The sequence below is a fragment of the Myroides sp. 1354 genome (assembly GCF_030324495.1).
GTDB lineage: Bacteria > Bacteroidota > Bacteroidia > Flavobacteriales > Flavobacteriaceae > Flavobacterium.
In genome coordinates this window covers 22813-47730 of the sequence record NZ_JACAGN010000022.1, presented here as the reverse complement: position 1 = coordinate 47730, position 24918 = coordinate 22813, and the positions used below count along the sequence as shown (strand labels likewise).

At 35.5% G+C, this 24918-nt stretch carries 19 protein-coding genes and 1 tRNA gene; 10 read left to right on the top strand and 10 right to left on the bottom strand.

Annotated elements, in window-relative coordinates:
• Nucleotides 1-8: 8 nt before the first annotated feature.
• From HX004_RS16435 to HX004_RS16425, 3 genes are read right to left on the bottom strand one after another with little or no spacing between them, the layout of a single operon-like run.
• Entirely contained in the window at nt 9-1544 is a 1536-nt protein-coding gene (locus HX004_RS16435) for a DUF6850 family outer membrane beta-barrel protein (RefSeq protein WP_286443765.1), read from the bottom strand.
• A gap of 12 nt (nt 1545-1556) precedes the next feature.
• Nucleotides 1557-2783 carry a DUF4876 domain-containing protein gene (locus HX004_RS16430; RefSeq protein WP_286443764.1) on the bottom strand — a complete coding sequence of 409 codons (1227 nt, stop codon included), beginning with the start codon at nt 2781-2783 and terminating at the stop codon, nt 1557-1559.
• Between the two features lie 12 nt (nt 2784-2795).
• Complete coding sequence (locus tag HX004_RS16425) at nt 2796-5567, bottom strand: TonB-dependent receptor plug domain-containing protein (RefSeq protein ID WP_286443763.1); 2772 nt, start codon at nt 5565-5567, stop codon at nt 2796-2798.
• 452 nt (nt 5568-6019) lie between these two features.
• Between HX004_RS16425 and HX004_RS16420 the strand changes: the two genes are divergently transcribed.
• Nucleotides 6020-6544, top strand: coding sequence for a HEAT repeat domain-containing protein (locus HX004_RS16420; protein WP_286443762.1), 525 nt, complete (start codon nt 6020-6022; stop codon nt 6542-6544).
• A 10-nt stretch (nt 6545-6554) separates the two neighbouring features.
• Nucleotides 6555-7298: a DUF4241 domain-containing protein gene (locus tag HX004_RS16415; protein ID WP_286443760.1), complete on the top strand. Its 744-nt coding sequence runs from the start codon at nt 6555-6557 to the stop codon at nt 7296-7298.
• Between the two features lie 24 nt (nt 7299-7322).
• On the opposite strand, the gene HX004_RS16410 is transcribed toward HX004_RS16415, so the two are convergent.
• Complete coding sequence (locus HX004_RS16410; protein ID WP_286443758.1) at nt 7323-8558, bottom strand: ABC transporter permease; 1236 nt, start codon at nt 8556-8558, stop codon at nt 7323-7325.
• Between the two features lie 7 nt (nt 8559-8565).
• Between HX004_RS16410 and HX004_RS16405 the strand changes: the two genes are divergently transcribed.
• The 7 genes from HX004_RS16405 to HX004_RS16375 all read left to right on the top strand — a co-directional run bounded on the left by HX004_RS16405 (nt 8566) and on the right by HX004_RS16375 (nt 19940).
• A complete protein-coding gene (locus HX004_RS16405; RefSeq protein ID WP_286443756.1) occupies nt 8566-9792 on the top strand; it encodes an exo-beta-N-acetylmuramidase NamZ family protein in 1227 nt (408 codons plus the stop codon).
• A 10-nt stretch (nt 9793-9802) separates the two neighbouring features.
• Nucleotides 9803-11347 (top strand): sensor histidine kinase, encoded by a 1545-nt coding sequence (locus HX004_RS16400; RefSeq protein WP_286443754.1) that lies wholly within the window; start codon nt 9803-9805, stop codon nt 11345-11347.
• Between the two features lie 105 nt (nt 11348-11452).
• Nucleotides 11453-14050, top strand: coding sequence for a zinc-dependent metalloprotease (locus HX004_RS16395; RefSeq protein ID WP_286443753.1), 2598 nt, complete (start codon nt 11453-11455; stop codon nt 14048-14050).
• A 26-nt stretch (nt 14051-14076) separates the two neighbouring features.
• Nucleotides 14077-17430 carry a SusC/RagA family TonB-linked outer membrane protein gene (locus HX004_RS16390; RefSeq protein WP_286443751.1) on the top strand — a complete coding sequence of 1118 codons (3354 nt, stop codon included), beginning with the start codon at nt 14077-14079 and terminating at the stop codon, nt 17428-17430.
• Nucleotides 17431-17443: 13 nt separating this feature from the next.
• Nucleotides 17444-18772 (top strand): RagB/SusD family nutrient uptake outer membrane protein, encoded by a 1329-nt coding sequence (locus HX004_RS16385; RefSeq protein WP_286443750.1) that lies wholly within the window; start codon nt 17444-17446, stop codon nt 18770-18772.
• Nucleotides 18773-18890: 118 nt separating this feature from the next.
• Nucleotides 18891-19655, top strand: a complete 765-nt coding sequence (locus tag HX004_RS16380; RefSeq protein WP_286443747.1) for a LytR/AlgR family response regulator transcription factor — start codon at nt 18891-18893, stop codon at nt 19653-19655.
• A gap of 69 nt (nt 19656-19724) precedes the next feature.
• Complete coding sequence (locus HX004_RS16375; RefSeq protein WP_286443745.1) at nt 19725-19940, top strand: hypothetical protein; 216 nt, start codon at nt 19725-19727, stop codon at nt 19938-19940.
• 6 nt (nt 19941-19946) lie between these two features.
• On the opposite strand, the gene HX004_RS16370 is transcribed toward HX004_RS16375, so the two are convergent.
• Entirely contained in the window at nt 19947-20444 is a 498-nt protein-coding gene (locus tag HX004_RS16370; RefSeq protein WP_286443743.1) for a YkgJ family cysteine cluster protein, read from the bottom strand.
• Between the two features lie 67 nt (nt 20445-20511).
• Here HX004_RS16370 and HX004_RS16365 point away from each other — a divergent pair, with 67 nt between their 5' ends.
• Nucleotides 20512-21225, top strand: coding sequence for a class I SAM-dependent methyltransferase (locus tag HX004_RS16365; protein WP_286443741.1), 714 nt, complete (start codon nt 20512-20514; stop codon nt 21223-21225).
• Nucleotides 21226-21274: 49 nt separating this feature from the next.
• On the opposite strand, the gene HX004_RS16360 is transcribed toward HX004_RS16365, so the two are convergent.
• The 5 genes from HX004_RS16360 to HX004_RS16340 all read right to left on the bottom strand — a co-directional run bounded on the left by HX004_RS16360 (nt 21275) and on the right by HX004_RS16340 (nt 24915).
• Nucleotides 21275-21682, bottom strand: a complete 408-nt coding sequence (locus HX004_RS16360) for a DUF2059 domain-containing protein (RefSeq protein WP_286443740.1) — start codon at nt 21680-21682, stop codon at nt 21275-21277.
• 38 nt (nt 21683-21720) lie between these two features.
• Nucleotides 21721-22356: a 7-carboxy-7-deazaguanine synthase QueE gene (locus HX004_RS16355; RefSeq protein WP_286443739.1), complete on the bottom strand. Its 636-nt coding sequence runs from the start codon at nt 22354-22356 to the stop codon at nt 21721-21723.
• A gap of 285 nt (nt 22357-22641) precedes the next feature.
• Nucleotides 22642-24438, bottom strand: a complete 1797-nt coding sequence (typA, locus tag HX004_RS16350; RefSeq protein ID WP_286443738.1) for a translational GTPase TypA — start codon at nt 24436-24438, stop codon at nt 22642-22644.
• A 114-nt stretch (nt 24439-24552) separates the two neighbouring features.
• Nucleotides 24553-24804 (bottom strand): 30S ribosomal protein S20, encoded by a 252-nt coding sequence (rpsT, locus tag HX004_RS16345; protein WP_002987410.1) that lies wholly within the window; start codon nt 24802-24804, stop codon nt 24553-24555.
• Nucleotides 24805-24843: 39 nt separating this feature from the next.
• Nucleotides 24844-24915 (bottom strand) — tRNA-Glu (locus tag HX004_RS16340).
• Nucleotides 24916-24918: the final 3 nt, after the last annotated feature.

The following is a 24918-nucleotide window of genomic DNA, read 5'->3' as shown; positions in this document are numbered from 1 at the left end:
CTTCTCAATTAAAACGTTACCCCTAAGGTTACGGTTATATAGTTGTTTTGTTTATTTGTTTTAAAGTCCATTTGATGATAGCTAATTGCCACAAACATCGGAGCTTTTTTTACTTTTTCTATTGCATACTTTACGGAAGTTCCCCAATACACATAATCTGTTGAAAGGTATTCGAAGTCATTCCATAACCAATCTTTCATCGCTGGTTTTGTCGTAGTAAAATTGAGTTGATTATTGGCTTTACTAACCTTGCGATATGTAAGTGTAGGCTCGACTGTCAGTGTTGTCTTTGCTGTCAGTGTTTGCGTATAGCCTAAATTTAAGCCATAATACGCATAAGTGAATCCCTGTTTTGTTTGTACTTCTTGAAGTTGTTCTGTCGTTTTTTGGTATTTCCAAAAGGGCTGAATCCTCCATTGACTACGCACAAAGTTCACCTCATACATTGCTTCTACCATATGATTGGTATCCGTATATTTATATGCTTTCTTCTCTAATAATTTCTCCAAGCCCGTGGCTTCATTGTCGGTATAATATACTTCAATTCCCGTTTTTTCTCCTTTAGTATACTTGTATTTCACTCCGATTTTATCCTTTCCTAAAGCAAAGAACTTCAGTAGATAAATATTTTGATACGTTTCTTCTAATCGGTTGGTCTCCGCATCATTATCTGAGTTTTTCAGGGAGACACCTGTACTAAATCTTTTGAGTTTACTCTTTCCATTAGTCAAACCAACAACAAAATCAAACGCTTTATTTTCAATATCAAAGCCATACTCATACCCCCTTCGTTCAATATTGGTTCCCGTACTTTTTCCACTAAAATATCTGCTCCAAGTTCCTAAACCATTGAGTTGATACAAGGCTGCCTTTTGGGTTTGATTAGCAAATGAAACCTCCGTATTTTGAGTATAATTAGTAAATACCCCATGCGTACTAAGCATCCAATTTGGTGTAACATCATACCCAATTCCACCTTTTATTTGCATATGAGAAGAAATACTCTTCGGACGGGGATCCCTACTCTTGTAACCTAGGTGTGCTTGATAACTCGCCTCCAATCCAAGCGAAAACCGCTGGATCTTTTTTGCATAGCCTCCCATAAACTCATAGGCTTCATATTTAAGGCTATTACTTGTAGAATCAGCAATAACATAGGGTCCCAGAAGATGAAGATCGAGATTATTATTCCACTGTACTCCTTTTTGCGTATTCTTTTGATATACTACATTCCCCCAAATACTGCGGTTGTTACTTATTTTTTTATAAGAAGAAGCTTCAATTTGTATTCCTTCTACTCCTGTTCCTTCTTGTAATTTATATAAATCGCTTTGGGCTTTTTGATATCCTACTAGAATGTCAGAAAATGAAAAATCACTATAATCCAGTTGGTGTACTGGATTATAGTAATAGTCTTTTTTAAACTGTTGTTCGGATTGTTGTTGGATGAGAATACGATCATAGGCTGATACGTTTTCTTGTGCCTGTATTACACTAATTCCACTGATGAAGCACAACATCCAAAAAATAGAGGGCTTATTCAAAATCTATCGTTATTAGTGTACGATTCCATTCTTTAAACTTGCTTCTGCATCACGTGTAAAATCAATCGTTGAGTTATTGGTATCTTTATATAGGTTTTTCCCATTTTCCATTTTCCCTACGACTTTACGGCGAATTGTTTTTCCAAAACGAGTATAGTCTGATTCAATTTTACCACATCCTGTCCATCCGCTATCAATAGACGCATCTAATGTATTGTGTATCCATTTTTCAGTAATAGCTGAATTTACGCCATCCAGAATCCAAGTATTCATCACTTTTAGGGTTTTCTTTTTAGTGATATTACCTGCCTTATTTAAATACTCGTAATCATAGGTATAATCTGCAATCCAATTTTCTACTGATAGTCCTTGTGGAAAACGAGCAATAGCATAACTTTCTGCGCCTTGATTATGCAAAAAGAACATATTATAGTTCAATTTTGAATAAATTACTACAGCATTAGGAACAGCTGGATTATCTACTTGTCCCAAATGAGGGTTGTCTAAATTTGGAAATTCATAATCTGCTGCGCTCAAATCATAAGCAGGGATATTGGGTTGATTGTGATTTTGAGCAATATCAGCGATCACGATAAAGTCACCCGGCTGCACGTCTTTTGAATGCGCTTCAGGAATCATCAATACGGCTTGAACTGCGAATGCATCACTTTTGATATCTGGTGTGACATTGTGATTCAACGTGGTATTAAACTCTGATTGACAAATCAACAATCCGCCTGTTTTTAAAACTTTATCTGTATTGTTCGTCAACTTAAAATAACGTCCGTTGTTATAGTTTTTTCCTTCTAAGGTTTTCACGCCTGTAAAGAACACTTCTTCAATAATAAAGTCTTCACTAAATGCTTTAATAATTAAATGAATAACAGCATTTTGCTCCTCTTGTACCAAATCGACAGCTCCATTTCCTCCTACTTCAACTTTTTCTCCATTCTTTAATATAACTGTTCCGTTAATTGAAATCTTATAGGATCCCTTATCTAATACCGTAGCGGTTTTTGATTCTGTAATTATTTTCTCTCCTTTTGCTCCTGAGTTTGTTTCTAGAAATTCAATTGTTAGATTGGATACTGATTCGATATCTACTCCTGTAAAAGAAAGATTCAATGTGCTTTTCTGTTGTTTTGTATTTTCAACATTACTATCGTCACTACTACACGCTGTTGTGACAACGGTTAAGCTCAACAAGGCGAAACACAGACTAATTAAACTTTTTTTCATTTGATTTATGTATTAAAAATTATAAGTAAGTTCCATTCCAAAATAAGGGTTTGTACTATCTTTTCGATATATCTTGGTCTTATTAAATGTATAAGGGCTCATATAAGAATACAGCTTATTGACAAATAAAGAAGCTTTGATTTCCTTATAAATTCGCTTGGACACTTTCAAGTTTACGCGAACATCGAAAGTATAATGTCTATTTAGATTATCAGTAGTAGAGACGTTGCGCACCAACCATTGTAAATAAGCATCCTTCCGATTAGCATCTGTATATTCGTGTATTACACCATCTGTTCCAAAATATGCCATGGGCTGATCTTCTTTCCACTCTCTGGTATTGTCATTAAAGAGCACCCCTTGAAAAGAAGCTGAAATATTCATATCTAAGGTTGGAAGATAGGTATCTACCACAAAATTGTAATTCATTCCACTAACTTTGTTTCCATCCGCACTTTTGTAAATTCCCACAAAGGAGAAATCTTGTCCTGCTAGTGATGCATTGGGTCTTTCTTGAACGGGAACTGTATTGGTATATAGCGTTTCAAACCAAGCACCACTCAAGCTAAATCGAGTATTAATTCCTTTAAATCTCGGCGAGGTATACCCGAATTCAATTCCTTTTTTATACGTGCTACTTCCATTTTCTCTGATAGAATTAGCGTTAAATACCTTTCGTTCTTCATATGGTAAATTTTCTACATTAGGTTTCTCAGTTAAGTTTTCCAAATCAATGCCTGAAGCATCATATCGCTTGTAGCTATACGCTTTATAGTGATTTACGACTCTAAATCCATTGGGCATTTGTTCATCGAAATAGGTAATATAGAAATCGTGTTTTGCATAACTAAGATCGAGGCGTATTTCTTTTTTCGTATTTTTTGCTGCTACCAATTGATAATTCGTTGGATCTTCCACATACGTCATAAAGTTGACTAATTGATAGGCTGAATGAACAGGTCTAAAATTCAATTGAGTAAAATCATTGTAGGTTTTATTGGGATACAGCATCAAACCCGTAGGTTGTTTATACAATTCTCCATAACCTAGAGTCACGTCCGTTTTCAAAACATGTTCTCCTAGTGTAAGTTTAGGTAATCCCCATTGTAAAATGAAACGAGGTTCGACATATACCTTTTTACTCAAATCAAACGTATGATTTAACCCCAACATTTTAGAAATGCGAATTCCCCCATAAAGGCCAAAATTATGTTCACCTAAAGCCCAACTCACCTTATCTCCAGCAAAAAAAGCTATATTTTGATAGGCTGGAATATCGTTGTAAGCACGGGGTCTCGTTGTCGATTTTGTAGAAGGAGGAGTCAATAAATCATACATTTCTCCTCGTCCGTAATTATGAGAATATTTATAATCCACTCCAATTTCAATATTTTGTTTTACGATACCCGTTTGGAATTCTAAGTCCGTTTCTAATTTTCCATTGATATTCAACGGACGTCCTTCAGTTTTTGTATGAGAGACAAAGCTCAATTCGGGAAAATATCCTTCATTTACTCCTTCTTCTGTAGCGATTGAGACAGAAGTTGGACCGCTATATTGTACAAAAATACTTTGCTTGATATCTTCAATTCCTTGATTGACATTTGTAGTCAATTTAATATTTTTAATCCCTTGACTAGATTGGATTTTATAATCAAAGTTATTAGAGAAGCTAATTTTTTGACGGCGATTTTGATAAGAATCCGTAGCTAAATATCCCGTATCAGGATCTACTTTCACCTCATCAATATTAGCACTATAGTCTAAATTGGAACGCCATTCTAATTTATTCCCATATAAGTTAAAGTCTTTTTTTGATCGGATAGAACCATTGATTCGCTTAAAGGTTTCATAGAGATCTCTGGGATCTGATAAGGCATCCAAATAGTCCAAACTCACATTTAGATTCCATGTTGGTGTTACCGTAAATCCCTTCGCGACATAATAGGATTTGCTAAATCCATCTGCTTTAACACGAGCTTGCCATTTCGTATAACCACTTTTTCGATGAATCAACACCAAACCTGAAGTCAAGTCTCCATAACTGACTGTTGGAATACCGCGGATGATTTCTACACGTTCAATATCATTGGTAGACAATGTACGCATATCAATCCCTAATCCATTCGTACTTCGAGAACCTGCTCCTTGATGATCACTTTTTACCGCTTGCAACATATCCATATTCGAGTTCAACACATTGCCATCAATTACAAACTGAACGCCCAAAGCACTTGTTGAATATCCCGATATACTCGGACCAAATTCGCGAATGCGAATAACATTAGTCTTAGTAAGCGTTGGATCTTGTGCTAATCCTCCTGGTAATAATTCCATCAAATCAGCAAAACTCGAAGGCTGTAAATGCTCCATCGCTTTGCGGTTAATTACTGAGGTGGAAGATAATCCCTTTCCTTCCTCTGCTGTAATAATCACTTCTTGTAATTCTTTTACTAGAGGAATAAGAATTATACTCAACTCCTGTTTACTTGCAATACTCACTCTGTCTTCTTGGCTTTGATAAGCAATATGGAAAGATTGCATCTGATATTCACCGGGGATTACTTGAAAATAAGCAATACCCTTATCGTCTGTTAAACCAATATAATTGTGATATTTATTCTTTATAGAAACGGTTACCTCAGCAATGTCCTGCTGTTTAGTATCTGTAATATGTACTTGAATTTCAACCGGATTCTGTGCTAAAACGACTGTTGTAAAGCAAAAAAAGAAGATAATTAAGCTTACTTTCCTGAATATAAAGTTCTTATTCATACTATGCATCACCAAGTGATTTAAACTTTTATGGTGCAAATGTATTTTGTATCCTTCGTTTAAACAACTTATTTAGACTAAATCGAAACAAGAAAATGTTAATTTCCAAAACTCTAATGATTTAAAACGAACGATTCGTTTTTCAACACAACTCTGTTAAAATTATTTTATACTCATTTTTATATCCAAAAATAACAAGGCTTGAACAAAACGATTCATTATTATATTACAAATTTGACCTCATTTTTTTTTCATTTTCACAAAATAAAAGGTCAAATGCTACTAATAAACAAAATTCACACCTATTTTAGGCTTGATTGAAGCCATGGGTTAATTATTATTCACCGAATAGAAACGACTGCCCTTCTCTACTCCTGCATAAAAAGATGAATATATCTCCTGCCTATTCATATTAATACTTGATATTTGTCTTTTACTTGTGTTCAACCAAATGTAATACGATGTCAGTTCATCTTATATTAACTAATAAAGCATACAAAGCCAAAGAAAAAACGCAACTGTTATGCGAAGGACTTTTAAGTAATACTTTACAATTATCTGATTTTATAGCGGAGATTCAAGTAGTCAAAGATGCACCAAAAGCGGTTTGCATAGAAGCTTTGACACATGTAGCAGAAAAAAAACCACAGCTACTAACAGAAGAAGCGCTATTAGTATTGATTGAGTGCCTATCAAGCCAAGCAGCGAGAGTCAAATGGGAATCTGCGAGAGCCATTGGTTATACTATTTATAATTATCCTCATCAGGTGGATTATGCCGTAGAACATTTAATCGCCCATATAAATGACGACAGTACGGTTGTGCGTTGGAGCATTGCATTTGCTTTGGGAGAAATAGTAAAAATGAAGACGTCAAAAACGCCTGTTCTTATCCATATACTAGAACAACAAATTGAAAAAGAAGAAAAAAAGAGCATTCAAAAAATATATCAACAAGCGTTAAAAAAAGTAGCGCAACATCCCTAATAAAACAACTATGAAAACAGTACCCACACCCGAATGGTTAACAGCCTACGAACAAAAAAAAGAATTATTAGTTGCACCAACGAATTTCAATCACTACTTCAGTGCTTCAGAAATTTGCAATAGAAAGCTTTTTCACCTCAACATTGGAGAAGTAAATTTCCCCACAGGTAATGTCATTGTACGCGATCCTTTGGTTTATTTAAAAAGCGATGAACAACCTTATTTCATTTCAGTTCCCGCTGGAAAATTTCCTTTGACTGTTTTGGTGATGGAAGTGGAAGAGCATCACTACCGCTATGTGGCTTTTCGCGTAAAAATTTCTAATCAAATGGCGATTAAGCACATTGAAGCTTTGATTGGCCATGAAAACATGGACGGTTTAGGCGAAGGAGAGTATTTTGGATTTAACGTAGATGCGGGGTTGGCTACCATTGTAGATGAAAAGACAAAAGATGCCTATTGTGCTTTTGAACAACAATGGCTTGAGGCCAATCCTGGTGGAAATATTTACGACGATTATTTAGCTGCTGAGTTCAAAAAAAGTGCTGAGAACCACCCTCAATACCAACGACCTGGCGGCGATTGGATAAACTTTGCTATTCCAGGAACAGATTTGACCATTCCCATGATTCAAAGTGGTTATGGAGATGGAGTCTATCCTGTTTATTTTGGTTATGATGAAAACAACAAAGTATGTGAGATCGTTGTTCAATTTGTCGATATTGAATTGACATTTGAAGACGAAGAAGAATAGAAAAAGTCGCCTAAGCGACTTTTTTTAATCATATCGAATAGCCTTTACAGGCGATATTTTTGTAATCAAATAAGAAGGGATTAGCAAGACCAACATCGCAATAACCACCACTCCAAGATTGAGTAGTAAGACATCTGAAAATCGAATTAATACAGGTGCTTCACGCACATAATACGAAGTAGGATCTAACTTAATAATCCCAGTATACTTTTGTAAAAACAACAGGCCCAACCCTATCACATTCCCATACAGAAGTCCTTTACCAATAAGATAAAAAGCATTGTATAAAAATATTTTTCGAACACTCCAATTCGTTGCTCCTAAAGCCTTCAACATACCAATCATCTGCGTGCGTTCTAAAATCAAAACTAACAAGGCAACAATCATATTAATAGAAGCCACCGCAATCATAATGATGATGATGACTTTTATATTAAAGTCAAACATATCCAACCAGCCAAAAATATTCTCGTACTTTTCTACAATCGTTTTACTATCTACTGTTGAAGGTAAATTCAAATAAATCTCACTTCCCTTTGTTTCAATCTCATCAAAGTTTTTCAGAATCACTTCAAATCCTCCTACTTCATTTTCCGCCCAACGATTTAAACGCTGTACATGACGCAAATCTCCAATAATAATATTTTCATCAAACTGTTGTAGTCCTGAATTGTATAATCCTACAAGCTCAAACTGACGGATATTGGGAACTTTATTTCCCCAGTCTTTCATAAAATAGGTATTGACTTTATCTCCTAACTTAAATCCTAGTCGATTTGCAATATAAGTAGACATTAAGATTTCATTGCTCATTGTTTCAGTAAAAACAGGTAAGCGTCCTTGTTCCAGATATTCCGCAATATCATCAAATTGATATTCTGTCGTTACTCCTTTATATATAATCCCTTCAAAAGCATTTTCTGTACGAATAATACCCGCTTTAGAGGCAAAAGGCTGCACTTTACTCACTCCTTCGATATTCTCAAAATGAGGATAGAACTTTTGATTCAACTCAATCGGCTTGAGCGTAATATCGGTTGTATTGGAATCGTATTTAGTAATTACAATATGACCGCTGAAAGCTGAAATTTTATCTCTAATTTTGTGTTTTAAACCTAAACCTGTAGCAACAGATACAAGCATCATTATAATCCCTAACGCAATTGCTGTGATAGCGATTTTAATAATTGGAGCAGATACACTACTTTTATGGTTCTTTGTAGTTACTAAACGTTTAGCTATAAAATATTCTAATTTCAACTTTGCTATGATATCAAATTCAACAGTCAAAAATACATTATTATTCTTAGTAACGCTATTGATTTATAGTGTAAATTCTTATTCTTTTTCCGTTGATAAAAATGGGAGAACAGCCGGTGTTACTTCTCCGATTATTGTAGGGGCAGAGAACACAGTAGCCTATTTTGATTTACTTCAAAATAAGAAAGTGGGTATTTTGACCAATCAAACGGGAGTTGTACGTCAAGATTTAAGCCTCAATACCTATACATCAACTGTTGATTTTTTACTGCAAAACAACATCATGGTTACCAAAATCTATGCTCCTGAACACGGTTTTAGAGGAACAGCGGATGCGGGTGAATTGATCAAAGACGGTAAAGATACTCAAACGGGATTACCTATTCTTTCTTTGTATGGCAATAGCAAAAAACCTTCAAAAGAACAATTGGCAGGAATTGATATTTTGGTTTTTGATTTACAAGATGTAGGGGCAAGATTTTACACCTATATTTCCTCCTTACATTATGTTATGGAAGCTTGTGCAGAACAAAACATTCCTCTTCTTGTATTGGATCGCCCCAATCCGAATATTTCAATTGTGGATGGTCCAATCTTGGAAATGAAAAATAAAAGTTTTGTCGGCATGCACCCTATCCCCACACTACATGGTATGACGATCGGGGAATATGCTTTGATGATTAACGGTGAAAAATGGTTAAATGAAGGAATTCAAGCGGATTTAACCGTAATTCCTAACTTGAATTACAACAGACAGATGAGCTATTCTCTCCCTGTTTCTCCTTCTCCTAATTTACCAAATGATCAAGCTATTAATTTGTATGCAAGCTTGTGCTTTTTTGAAGGGACGAATGTAAGTTCAGGACGTGGAACAAATTTACAATTCCAGATTTACGGTTCTCCATTTTTACAAGACATGCCGTATAGCTTTACTCCAGAATCCAATGCTGGAGCAAAGGATCCTATGAACAAAGGAAAATTGTGTTATGGTGAGAACCTATCGAAAATAAAACCTGTAACCCAATTAGAATTAGAATGGTTGTTGAAAGCGTATCGCCAATCCAAGAATAAAGAGAAATTTTTTACGAATTTCTTCGTTAAATTAGCGGGTACAGATACACTAAAACAGCAAATCATCGCTGGAAAAACACAAGCGGAAATTCGTCAATCTTGGCAATCGGGTTTAATAGCTTTTAAACAAATGCGAACCCCTTATCTCCTTTATTCTAATTAATTTCTTTGATATGAAACAACTGCTGTTTTCCCGTAGGACACTTCTGAGTATTGCCATTGCCATTGTAAGTATTACTTCAATTGCTATGCTATTTCTAAGTGTTTCCATTAACAGTAGTTATGAAGAAACGTATCAAGATATTATTAAAAAAAGTTTCAACCACCGAAAAAACGCATTGGAAGAAGAGTTTAAATCGATTGACAATCAACTAAACATGTTAACTGATGTCGCCCAATCCACTCCTCTTAACCAGCTCGGTTTTACATACAAAGTCTTCAATGAAACACAACATTATCACAATATACCTGGTTATAATTGGTATATCGTTGTAGATGAAACTAATCAAATCAAGGATCAAAATCTTACTGCTAGTACTATCTTAACGGTACAAGATTCATATGTACTGCAATTAATCCAAAACGAAGACAGAACCACAGTCAACAACTTTATTCGAATTAATTCCGACTTATACTGGGTTTGTTGGAACAGCATAGAACGAGAAAACCAACGAATCTTAACGGGTTTTGTTTTTGATTTAAAAGAGTTACACAAGCATTTGACCACCATTGATATTACAACTCCCAACTACGCCTATATTTTTGCAACTGATGGCACTTGTATTTACCATCCTGAGTTGGATTTAGTTGGAAAGAATATCTTTGAGGTTTCCTCTACTACTAGTCAGGATACTACGGCAAATAAAAATAATAAATCCGTTCCTAAAGTTGTTCAATCTGAGTTCTTACAACTCGAAGTTTATCGTTTCTTTACGTCTTTTGATTCGGAAACCTTTAAGGGATACATTAGCATTAACTTTCCCAAAGTTAATGTAGATGAAAATGTAATTCCCTTAAAGCGCAATACGTATTTAATTTTCATTAGTTCGATTTCCATCATCTTGCTTTTGCTTTATTTCTTCAATGAGGAAAGCAAACGCGCGTATAGGGAAAAAGAAAAACTGGCAGTAGAACAAGAAAAGATGAACAAGGAGAAGGCTTTGATGCAACTGAAGCAGTTGAAGAATCAGATTAATCCTCATTTTCTTTTCAATTCACTGAACTCTTTATATATGCTGATTACGCTCGACAGTGCATTGGCTCAGAAATTCACTTTAAATTTGAGTAATACTTATCGTTACCTCATCCAATCGCCTTCCAGCAATTTGGTTGAATTGGATCAAGAGCTCAAATTCATTGAGCAATATATTGCCTTACAAAGTATTCGTTTTCCCAAAGAGTTACACTTTGAAGTGCTGGATAAACGTCAGGCGCCTATAAAAACTAAGATTCCTTATTTAGCACTACAAATTGCAGTGGAAAACGCCATGAAACACAATATTGCTACATTTGATGCACCTTTATCTATTCAAATTATATTGACGAATGACGAGGTAACTGTGGTAAATAACATTCAACTTAAAGAGCAAAAAGAAGAGAGTGAAGGTTTTGGCTTATTTTATATTGCTTCAATTTACCAATACTACCAAGAAGAAGCCTATCAAGCCTATTCTCAAAACGAGACTTTTATTTGTGTATTTCCTTTACTCAATTGTTAAAATATCCATTCACTCCCAAAATAAATCCACTCATTCCTGAAAATTTTAAGTTTACCTAGAACTGCTTTAGCTTTATCCCTTACTTAACTTAAACTTAACATTGTAATGAATCGAAACACGGTTAAACTAAGTATCAGTACTTTAGCTTTACTAGGATGTTTGACACAAACGCCAACAGGCTTGCTATATGCCAAAGACAAGAAGACTGAAAAGAAAGCGGAGAAGGAAAAAGAAAAAGAAAAGGACTCTACTGATACGAAAGAGAACAATTACGCTGATTTAATAAAAAAGGGAACTTACACCAAAGGGCTATTTAATGTTATTCAAGTCAAAACGGATGTTTATTTTGAAATACCGGATAGTTTATTAAACCGTCAGTTTTTGTTGGTAAACAAACTTTCACAAGTGCCCTTAGAGATTAATGATGCTGGAGCAAATAAGGGAATGAACTATGAAAACAAATTAATTACTTTTCACAAAGACACCTTAGCGAATAAAATTTGGGTAAAAACGGAAACGCCACGTGTTTCTTCACCAAAAGAAGATGCAATTACGCGTTCTGTGGCAGATAACTTTATTGAATCCGTTTTGGAGGTTTTCGATATTGAAACACAAAATCCAGATTCTACTGCGACTGTAATCAAGGTAAACAAAGTATTTGATGGAAATCAAAAGAGTTTCAATGACGTTTTATCGGGATTGAGCTTACCTACTTCCATCAAAACGAATTTATCGTATATCGAGGGAATCAAGACGTTTCCAGAAAATATTGTTGTGAAATCATTAATGACAACGACTGTGAATGAAGGCTCAGGTGATGTACCTGTTTCTATGGGAGTTACGACGAATATCGTACTTTTGTCTAAAGAACCGATGCAACCGAGAATTGCGGATAAACGCGTAGGGTACTTTACAGAGAAACACTGGTACTTCAGCGATGCACAACACAAAATGGAGGAGAAGGAATTCATTACGAAATGGAGAATGGAGCCTAAAGAAGAGGATATTGAGAAATACCTTCGCGGAGAATTAGTAGAGCCTAAAAAGCCTATTGTCTATTATATTGATCCTGCGACACCTCCGCAATGGAGAGAAAAAATCATTGCTGGTGTACACGATTGGCAAATCGCCTTTGAGCAAGCGGGATTCAAAAACGCCATTCTTGCTAAAGAGCCAACAGAAGACGACAAGGATTTTGACATTGACGACGTACGTTATTCTGTAATTACGTATGCTGCCTCTCCAAAATCAAATGCTATGGGCCCTTCAGTTATTGACCCCCGCAGTGGAGAGATTATCGAGTCAGATATTATTTGGTGGCACAACGTAATGACTTCGGTACACAGTTGGATGCGCATCCAAACAGGGCCAATTGACGAAAAAGCAAGAGCAAATAAATTCAGTGATGACCATATGGGTGATGCGATTCGTTTTGTTTCTTCACACGAAGTTGGACATACTTTTGGATTGAAACACAATATGGGTGCTTCTTTTGCTTTTCCTGTAGATTCTCTGCGTTCTAAAACATTTACAGATCAAATGGGAGGAACAGCTCCTTCTATTATGGATTACGCGCGTTACAATTATGTGGCACAACCTGAGGATAAAGTAACAGCCATTACTCCTCAAATCGGATTATACGACAAATACGCCATTGAATGGGGATACCGTTGGTATCCAACACAAGAACAAGAGAAAAAAGCACTGCGTAAAATGATTGAAGATCACCAAGATGATCCGATGTACTTTTATGGAGAACAACAAAGTTACTTGAATATCGTTGATCCAAGATCTCAATCGGAAGATTTAGGAAATGACGCAATGAAAGCAAGTGAATATGGATTAAAAAATTTAAAAATAGTAGTAGATAATATCATTTCATGGACCTACGACCAAGGAGAAGATTACTATGAAGCTGGAAAATTATACATGGGTGCTATTGGACAATGGCAAATGTATAATCAACATGTTTTGTCAAACATTGGTGGTGTTTATTTAGATCATGCTGTATACGGAAACAACAAAAAAGCATATCAACCCGTGCCTTACGAAACACAAAAAAGAGCCGTTGAATATTTGAGTAAAAACGTACTCACAATTCCAAACTGGTTATTTTTCAATGACATCAATGAAAAAACGTACAGCTTAAAGGATTCTCCGGTTGGTCCATATGAATATTCACCATACTCTTTAGCAAGAGAATTACAGTATACAGCCATTTACCATATGTTAATGGATGAGCGCTTACTTCGTCTATTAGAAAGTGAAGCTTTACAAGCGCAAACGAAAGGGGAAAAAGTGTATACGATTCAAGACCTATTCAATCAATTGAGAAGTGAAATCTTTGCTCCTACTAAAAAAGGGAAATCACTGTCGATTTTAGAGCGAATGACACAGAAAAATTACGTGGATGCGTTGATTATTGATGTGAATAAACTATTTGAAAAAACGAACAAAAAAGGATTAATTCTTGAGCCAACTTTGCAAATGCCAACGTTATGTCGTGTTTCTTTGAATGACAATCAGGCGAGAAACATCAACTATACGGTAATGAAACGCGTGTCAGAGGTAACCAGTTACAAGAAAGGGGAATTATTCGCCATTGAAAAACTTGTGAGTAAAAAAGCGAAATCAGGAGATGCAGCGACAAGAGCGCACTACGCTGATTTAGCAAACAGAATTAATCAAGCTTTAGGTATATAAACTAACAACCTTACATAGTTAATAAAATGAAAAAACTATTTCTTTTATTTTCGTTCTTTACCCTAACTCTTACACTAGCGCAAGAGAAAAGAACGATTACAGGTTTTGTTCAAGATGCGAGCGACAAATCGGGATTACCAGGAGCATCTGTTATTGTTGAAACACAAAGTGTATCGACAGAAACGGGTCAGAAGGGAATCATTGAGAGTACAAGTATTGGAACAATGACTGATTTTGATGGTAACTTTACCCTAGAAGTACCAAAAGAAACCAATGCCATTCGCGTAAGCTTTATTGGTTATGCTTCAAAATTGGTGTATTTATCAACAAAAACGCATTATAATGTGGCTTTAGGGACGGATGAAAACATCTTAAATGAAGTTGTCATTACCGGGTATCAAACGATTGAAAAACGAAAATTAACCTCTTCTGTGGCTCAAATTAGCATGGCTGATATCGAGCAAACGGGAGTTGCCAGTGTGGATCAAATGTTAGCTGGACAAATTGCAGGGGTTGCTGTTACAACTCCTACAGGTGCACCTGGTGGACCAGCGAAAATCAGAATCCGCGGTACAGCGTCTTTAAACGGTCCACAAGATCCATTATGGGTAATTGATGGAATGCCGTTAGAAGGAAATAATGTACCTAACTTTAACGATAAAGACAATATCGATCAATTGCAAAACTTCTCTATCGCAGGTTTAAACCCAGATGACATTTTGGATATTACCATCTTAAAAGATGCTTCTGCTACTGCTATTTACGGAGCTAGAGCGGCGAATGGTGTAATTGTTATTACAACAAAAAAAGGAAAAAAAGGTTCGATGAAAGTAAACTTTACAGCGAATACTTTCGTGAATGAACGCCCTCAATTTTCGAAATTAAACTTGATGAATTCATCTGAAAAAGTGGATTTAGAATTGATGCTTGCTGGTAGAGCAGATATCGATAATGCCCGCTCACGTCAAGGGGAAGTTGCGCGTATTTTAAATAGAAATAACGAATTAGATGCTTATAGAAATGGCGGATTTGCTTCCTTATCCCAAGAAAGTCAAAATGCTATCAATCGCTTGAGATTAGTAGATACAGACTGGGGAAAAGAATTATACCGTCCTACGTTCAATAAACAATACGGCTTAAGCTTATCTGGTGGAGGTGATCTTGCGGATTACTACTTCTCCTTAGGATACTACGATGAAGAAGGAACGACCATTGGAACTGGTTTTGAGCGTTACAATATTACGTTGAAAAACAATTTTCACTTGACAGACAAATTAACTGCTGGAGTTGCTTTATTCGGAACACAATCCAATAAAACCAACTTCATCGCCGATGCTGATGCAAGTGTAAATCCAGCAAACTACTCAAGAAATGCAAACCCTTATTTAAAACCATACAATGAGGATGGTAGTTTTCAATATGATCCAGATATCAATGGTTTTGGAGATGCTTATATTCCGTTCAACTTTTTAGAAGAAAGACAAAATACAAGCTACGAATTAAAAAATCAATCGTTGAAAGCTATTTTTGATATTAATTATCAAATCTTAGATGACTTGAAATTCACTTCTCAATTGGGTTTACAAATTGACAACAGTGATACAGAGAAATACTTAGGTAAGGAAACCTATAATACGCGTAAATTCAGAGAAGGCACGAGATACTATGACAGTGCTACAAAAGAATTCAAATACTTCTTACCCGATGGTGGAATTATTGAAAACTTCTCGGATAAATACTTCCAATACAACTGGAAAACCCAAGCGATGTATAATACTATCATCAATGATCTACATGAGATAGATGTTATGGCTGGTATGGAAATCCGAAAAGAAGAAAGAAAGCAAATCAAATCCAAAGGTTTTGGTTATGATCCGTTGACTTTAACTACAAATCCGATTTTGTTCCCTCCAGGAAACTCTGAGGCAACACAAAAGAAATACGAAACGTATAGAAGAACAAAAGGAGAAGACGCTTATGCTTCTTTCTTCGCAACAGCTTCTTATACATACGACAGAAAATATACCGTATTTGGAAGTGTACGATATGATGGTTCAAACTTATTCGGAGTAGATCCAAAATATAGATATTTACCTCTATGGGCTGTTTCTGGTTCTTGGTTAGTATCGAATGAGAACTTCATGGAGAACGTTGATTTTATCAGCAATTTACGTCTACGTGCTTCTTATGGTTTACAAGGAAATGTGGATCGTACCACCTCTCCTTTCGTAATTGGAGAATACAATACTTCTTCTATCTTACCAGGTTATCCAGAAAATACTATTCAGGTAAATAACTTACCTAATGGTACATTAAGATGGGAAAAAACAACCAATACAAACTTTGGTTTTGATTTAGGCATGTTCAACAATAGAATTGCTATTGAATTTGATGCCTACAACAGAAAGAGTACAGATTTAATTGGTTTACGTGCTTTGCCTTTTGAAACAGGGTTTGAATTTACCAACATGAACTGGGCACAAGTAAGCAACAAAGGATACGAGATTTCATTAACAACAAGAAACATCGTACGTCCTAACTTCTCGTGGACAACCACATTCAACTTTGCACACAACAAGAGTAGAGTTGATCGTATCCAAGTAAACGATGGGGAATATTTACCATCAAGAGAAGGTCATGCTGTAAATGCTGCTTTTGTATTGAAAACTGCAGGATTAGATGAGAAAGGAAATATTTTATTCTGGCAAGGAGGAGAGAAAGTATCGGCTAAAGAATTCTTCCAATTATACGATTCATGGGAAGACATCATGCCAGGTTATATGGTTGACTCTAAATTGACACCTGAGCAATCAAGAGATTTATTTACTTATGCAGGAGATAGAGATCCTAAATTTACGGGAGGTATCATCAATACTTTTAAAATCAACAATTTTGATTTCACTATCTCAGCAGCTTTCAATCTAAAACAAATGGTAACGCGTACACCTGCTTATAACTCAGCATTAGTTGATCCAGGACGAAACTACACAAGAGATATCTTAGATATGTGGACGCCAATCAACACAGGAGGAACTTTACCAGGATTAACAGGAAATGACGCTTATGATGGAACAGATAATTGGATGTTAACGAAGTGGTTTGATTACGGTGGAGCACCAATTAACTATTACAACTATCTAGATATTTGGACAAAAGAAACAAGTTATTTGCGTATTAGCAGCTTGCGTTTAGGTTATACTTTACCTAAAGCAGTATTAGATAAAATGCGTTTAGAAAATGTGCGTTTTACCGTTGAAGGAAGAAACCTATTTGTGTTCGGAACCGATTACAAAGGATACTTTGACCCAGAAACGTACGGAAACATTTACGCCCAACCAATTCAGCGATCATTTACTTTAGGATTAAACATAACCTTCTAACCCTTTGCACATTATGAAAAAACTTTTTTTATTTATCGGATGTCTAAGCTTAGGTTTGTCCACTGCAAGTTGTGATAAATTCTTAGATATAGAACCAGAAGGAAAAATTATTCCCAAAACAACGGATGATTATAGAAAATTGATGACGTCGGCTTACTTTGCGTACCCACGTCATAAGGCTCTAACGACTATACGAACAGATGAAGTTCAAGTTCCTCCTGTAATAGACAACAGTGACTTCGCAGAAATTCGCGATGTATTTGTATACAACGATCAGAGCCCAAGTGATGGAACCAGAGAATATGGATACCAAGACTTATACAAGGTTATTTTCTACGCCAATCAAACCATCAACGATGGTACAGGAACGATGCAAACGGGAGACGCAAAAGAGCAACTGTTAGGTGAAGCTCATGCGTTACGTGCCCTGGCTTATTTCGATCTAGTAAACTTCTTTGCTAAACCGTATGATCCAGCGACAGCTGCCACAGAACCGGGTATTGTCATCTTAAACGAAGTAGATTTAGATAGCAAAAGACCGAAATCAACCGTAGCAGAAGTATACAACCAGATTCATTTGGATATCGATGCTGCTAAAGCGAAATTAAAAGTAGCTACGTATGATGCAGGTACAAACTACCGTTTTTCAAAGTTGGCTCTTTTTGCCTTAGAAGCACGTGTAAATCTATATCAAAAGAAATACGAAGCTGCAATTGTAAGTGCGGAGAATGCATTGGCAATCAAAAACACCTTACAAAACTTAAATGCAGATACAAAGGAATCTGTAGCTCATTTCAAATCCGTAGAATCCATTATGAATTTAGAAGATGTATTTAAAACATCTTATAAATCTTTTGTTTTTGCCTCTGAAGAGTTAAAATCAAGTTATGATCAAGCAAACGATCTTCGTTATACTTCTTCTTTTGATGATGTAAATGGAAATTTAGTTTTGGTTAAAACTGGAAATGGAGATACAAAAATTTCGTTCCGTACAGCTGAGTTGTACTTCGTCAAAGCAGAAGCTCAAATCTTCTTAAACCAATTAGATCAAGCAACCGCTACCCTACAGCCGATTATCGAGAATCGTTATAAAGCTGAAGCTATTCCTGCGGTAGTAGAACAACTAAAATCATTCGATCAAACAGCATACAAAAAATTCATCCTAGAGGAGCGATTCAGAGAATTTGCTTTTGAAGGTCAGCGTTGGTTTGACTTGAGAAGATTAGATCAAAAGAAAATCGTTCACCGATTAGGTAATGAAGAATTTATATTACATCAAAACGATCCGCGTTATACCTTGCCTTTCCCAAGAAAAGCAAGAGAAAACAACCCAAATTTATAAGCGGTAACACTGCGAAAGCTACCAGAAATGGTAGCTTTTTTTTATGGGTTTTCACTTGCAAAAAAAATCTCATTTTTAGAACGCCTAACTTTTTAGTACTTTTACAAAAAAAAAAGAGGTGCGCATAGCCATTGTTGAAGATGAAGCTCTAGCAGCTAATTATCTAAAGAAATTATTACTTACACAAGACATCCTTCCCGTTGCGGTTAGTGATATTGTCATGCTTTCCTCTATAAAAGAGGCGACGACCTTCTTTTTTCAACATTCCGTAGACCTCGTTTTTATGGATATTCACTTAGGAGATGGAAAGAGTTTGGAAATCTTCGACAAAATAGCGGTTAAAAGTCCAGTGGTATTCATTACTGCCTATGACAACTACGCTATTGAAGCCTTTAAACAGTTTGCTATCGGTTATATTCTAAAACCTTTTGACAAAGATGCCTTAGACGAGGTTCTCCTCAAATACGTTACCATTACCAAACACTTGCAAGAGGAACAACCTTCTAAATTAGAAACGACAACTGAAACTGTAAACACGAAGCTCAAAGATCGCTTTTTGATTCACGATGGTCATCGACTAAAATCGATAGAAACGAGTGAAATCGCTTATTTATTTGCCTCAGGCAAACACTTGTTTCTACACACCTTTCAGGATGAGCGCTTTATTTATGACGATACACTTAAAGATGTGATTGAAAAACTTGATACCAAAATTTTCTTTAAAATTAATCGCAGTTTTATTGTTAACATTCACGCAATTAAAGAAGTGATTCGACATACAAGTCAGAAAATAGAACTGGTTTTAAACGTACAAAGTGAGGACCAATCCCCTATTTTTGTCAGCAAAGCTCAAATTGCAGATTTGAAAGATTGGTTGAGTTAATTTGCAAATCGAAACTCAACGACTTATTTTTTTTACTTACATTTGAGTAAAACTAAAACAAACTGCGTTATGAATGTAGGAGAATATATTGTGAAGTTAGTGGATGGAATACTGGACTTCTTTCAATTAATCAAAGATTATTTAGATGATGCTTTGAGCATTTTTGAAAAAATAAAAGAAGTCATTCTAGATATCATTGATTATTTTTCGACTCAAATAGAAGATTTAACCGAAGAAGCCTCTTCTCTTTTTGAAGATGCGGAAGAGGATTATTTCTTTATTTAATTCTCCTTATTTCACCACAATTTTCTTTTTCATTTGCTCCACTACTTCATAAGCAGCTGGACAAATTGCTACGTTCTGTAAGGTTAAATTAGCAATTTGTTGAAACTTCTTACGATCCGTATGAGGGTATTCTCTACAAGCCTTTGGACGAACATCATAAATCATACAATAATTTTCTGCATCCAAAAACGTGCAAGGCACTTGTTGCAATACATAGTCATTGTCTTCGTCTATTCTCAAATATTGATCGATAAATTGTTGGGGTTTGAGTCGCAAATGTTTACTGATTCGCTCTATATCTGCGCTGGTAAATAGAGGTCCTGTTGTTTTACAACAATTGGCACAAGACAAACAATCGGTTTTTTTAAATACTGCGTTGTGGATTTCTTGCATTTGATAATCCAAATCCTTTGGCGCTTTCTTTTGCAGCTTCGCAAAATACTTTTTATTCTCATTATGCTTATCTTTGGCTAACTTTGGAAGCTGTTGCAGTATTTTATTCATTCCTTTATATTTTGGATGACAAAATTACAACAACTCCCTTTTTTATAGATCAAAAATCAGCAAAAAAATGAAAGACCTCATTGGCCAAGCCATATTAGATTATCAACTTACCCAAAAACCAGCGGTAATTCTTACGGAAACCGATATATCAGAAGCGGAGGAAATGGAGGTTTCTTATTGGTTTCGTTCTCATAAAAACATGCCAAAACTAGAGCAAATTGCTCTGAAACACAGTAAGGGAAAAATTCTGGATGTGGGTTGTGGTGCAGGATCACATGCTCTTTATTTACAGGAAAAAGGGTTGGAGGTTACGGCCATCGATATTTCTCCAAAGGCCATTGAAGCTTGTCAATTGAGAGGAGTGAAAAACGCTAAAATAGCAAATATACTCGACCTGAAAGACGAACAATATGACACGATTCTTTTATTGATGAATGGCACGGGAATTTTTGGACGATTGATTCATATCACAACTTATTTGGAGCATTTGAAACAATTACTATGTCCGAATGGGCAAATCTTAATCGACAGTTCGGATTTGATCTATATGTTTGACGAAGATGAAGACGGAGGAAAATGGATCCCGATGGATAACAAAGACTACTATGGGGAATTAGTTTTTAGCGTGGAATACAAAGGAGAAACAGAAGACGCCTTTCCGTGGTTATATTTAGATTATAACACACTTCAAAACGCGGCACATGGCTGTGGTTTAAATTGTGAAATACTATACGAAGGAGAAAATTTCGACTATCTAGCTCGATTAACTATTAACAACTAATAACAAAAAAAGCCTAAGCATATGCTTAGGCTTTTTTTGTTATTTCAATTTACATTTCCATGTATTTCATCATCATTCCTTGTAATCCCATTCCCCATTCCGTTCCAACGATTTGACCTTTATCATACAAAACTTTGTTTTTTTCGTATAATTTTTTTCCAATTGGAGTTTCGTACAACTTAATTAATTCCTTGATTTCACCATGCGTAAACTCTTGCATATAGATTTCAGCCATTTTTGTTTTGAAATCTTTCAAGCTAACTTCAAATTCTTTTTTAAATTCAGCTCTTTTTCCTTCCGGAATATTTTGCATGATTTCTTCTGTTAGATAATCAAACGTTTTCATTTGACCACTTACCTCTAAATATTTTTCAGCATCCGCTTTGTAAGCAGCATCTTGTGCAAAACCGAAATGCCCTGCTAACATAAACGCAGCTACGAGTACAATTTTTTTCATAATTATTATTCTTTTGGAGGAGTAAATATAAAGCTATACTAAGGAATATCCAAGTATTTATGTGTTTGCAAGGAAATTTTCCACTTTGGATTCTTCTTTACATATTCAATAATAAGCGGCATCATCACTGTTCGTTTACTCCACTCGGTCTGTAATAATAGTAAAGCGTCTTTGTTTACCTTGGCTGCTTGTTCTTCTGCGAAAATAAAATCATGTTTATTATAAATCACAACCTTTAATTCATTCGCTGCTTCATAAGCACTAGCTGTCGGCAGTTTGGCTTTTTTGGGAGATAAACACACCCAATCAAAATCACCAGACATTTCATAAGCTCCTGATGTCTCTATATTGGTTTGTAGCCCTGCTTCCTTTAATTTCATTGTTAGATAATCTAAATTATACATCAAAGGCTCACCTCCCGTAATAACGGCTAAATTAGACACAGCAGCCGCATCAGCAACCATCTTTTCAACCGTTGTTAAAGGATGTAATTCTGCATCCCAACTTTCTTTTACATCACACCAATGGCATCCCACGTCACACCCCCCTAAACGAATAAAGTAAGCCGCATGACCTGAATAAAAACCTTCCCCTTGAATGGTGTAAAAATGCTCCATCAAAGGCAATACTTTTCCTTCCGTTAATGCCTTATTTTCCAGGTTATCCTGTATCATATCAAACTAATTATTTTACTGGTAATTTCTTCTTTTTAAAAGTAGAATTACGCGGCAAAGATACGGTAAAAACATGAATCTCTTACGTTCTAAACGTTTATTCCCTCTGCCTAATCACAATTCAAACGCTGTATTCACCAACTGAAATAAAAGGTGTTTTCCCCTTTTTTCATCCAAAATAAATCAAGACATCCTTTCTCTTTCCTGCGTTTACAGTGTACTATCAAAAAAAAAAAAATCCAGAGGATACGTCCTCTGGATTTTATTATGAAAACCTAAATAGGTTTAGTTTTTATTTCTCTTGCGATCTGTTTCTTTCAAGAAGATTTTTCTCAAACGAAGCGATTTTGGAGTTACCTCAACGTACTCATCTTTTTGGATGTACTCTAAAGCTTCCTCTAATGAGAATTTAATTGCCGGAACAATTTTTGCTTTATCATCCGATCCAGATGCACGAACGTTTGTCAATTTTTTCGTTTTCGTTACGTTAACCGTCATATCATCTCCACGAGAGTTTTCTCCGATTACCTGTCCTTCATAAATATCCTCATTTGGATCAACGAAGAACTTACCGCGGTCTTGTAATTTATCAATAGAATAAGGAATTGCTTTTCCATTTTCCATAGAGATTAACGAACCGTTGATACGTCCAGCGATTTCCCCTTTGTACGGTTGATATTCTAAGAAACGGTGCGACATAATTGCTTCACCTGCTGTTGCAGTTAACAATTGATTTCTTAAACCAATAATACCTCTAGAAGGCACTAAAAATTTAATAATCATACGATCTCCTTTAGGCTCCATGCTCAACATCTCTCCTTTTTTCAACGTCACATATTCTACTCCGCGACCTGATAAATTTTCTGGAATATCGATTGTCAACTCTTCTATTGGTTCACATTTTACACCATCAATTTCTTTGATGATAACTTGTGGTTGACCAATTTGAAGTTCGTATCCTTCACGACGCATTGTTTCAATCAAAACTGATAAGTGTAATACACCACGTCCGAATACCATAAATTTATCCGCACTATCCGTTTCGTTAACGCGTAACGCTAAGTTTTTCTCTAATTCTTTATTTAAACGATCTTTAATATGACGAGACGTTACAAATTTACCTTCTTTACCAAAGAAAGGAGAGTCGTTAATTGTAAACAACATACTCATTGTTGGCTCATCAATTGTGATTGTTGGCAATGCTTCTGGATTTTCAAAATCAGCGATAACGTCACCAATTTCAAATCCTTCGATTCCTACAACCGCACAGATATCACCTGCATGTACTTCTGCTACTTTTTTACGACCTAAACCTTCGAATGTATGTAATTCTTTAATTTTAGATTTAACGATTTTACCATCTCTCTTAATCAAAGAAATATTCATTCCTTCTTTTAAGATTCCACGGTGTAAACGACCAATAGCAATACGTCCTGTAAAAGTAGAATAATCCAAAGATGTAATCAACATCTGCGGAGTACCTTCTCTTACTTCTGCAGCTGGGATATGTTCTAAAACCATGTCTAACAATGGTTCTAAAGTCGTAGTAGGTTGTTTCCAATCTGTAGACATCCAGTTGTTTTTAGCAGAACCATAAACAGCAGGGAAATCCATTTGCCATTCTTCAGCACCTAATTCAAACATCAAGTCGAATACTTTTTCGTGTACTTCTTCTGGCGTACAATTTTCTTTATCTACTTTGTTTACAACCACACATGGTTTTAATCCCAAGCTGATTGCTTTTTGTAATACGAATCGAGTCTGTGGCATTGGTCCTTCAAAAGCATCTACGATTAAAAGAACACCATCAGCCATATTCAATACACGCTCTACTTCACCACCAAAATCCGCGTGACCTGGAGTATCGATAATATTAATTTTAGTTCCTTTATAACTTACAGAAACGTTCTTTGAAACGATTGTAATTCCTCTTTCTCTTTCGATATCTTCGTTGTCTAAAATCAACTCTCCAGAAGTTTCATTTTCACGAAATAACTGACAGTGGTGTAATATTTTGTCCACCATTGTAGTCTTACCATGGTCAACGTGTGCGATAATTGCAATATTCCTAATTTGTGTCATATAAGGATTTTAAAATTATATTAGTATTAATTGAAATGTATAGTACAAACAAAAAAAGCCCTCATGGAATTGAGAGCTTAGTGTATGTCTTCTATAAACACAACCTATTGCTTCTTATAAAGCAGCAACGTGTTTTGTTAATTTAGATTTTAAATTAGAAGCTTTGTTAGCATGAATGATATTTTTCTTAGCTAATTTATCAATCATTGCAACAACTACAGGTAATTTATCAGCAGCATCTTTTTGATCTTCAATCAAACGTAAAGCTTTAATCGCGTTACGTGTAGTTTTATGCTGATATCTGTTTAATACTCTCTTTTTTTCGTTACTTCTAATTCTTTTTAAAGCTGACTTATGATTTGCCATTTTTTAAATATTTTATTAAGTCTATACTATTTTTTTCTGTAGTCCGTAGGGGAATCGAACCCCTGTTACCAGGATGAAAACCTGGCGTCCTAACCCCTAGACGAACGGACCAAA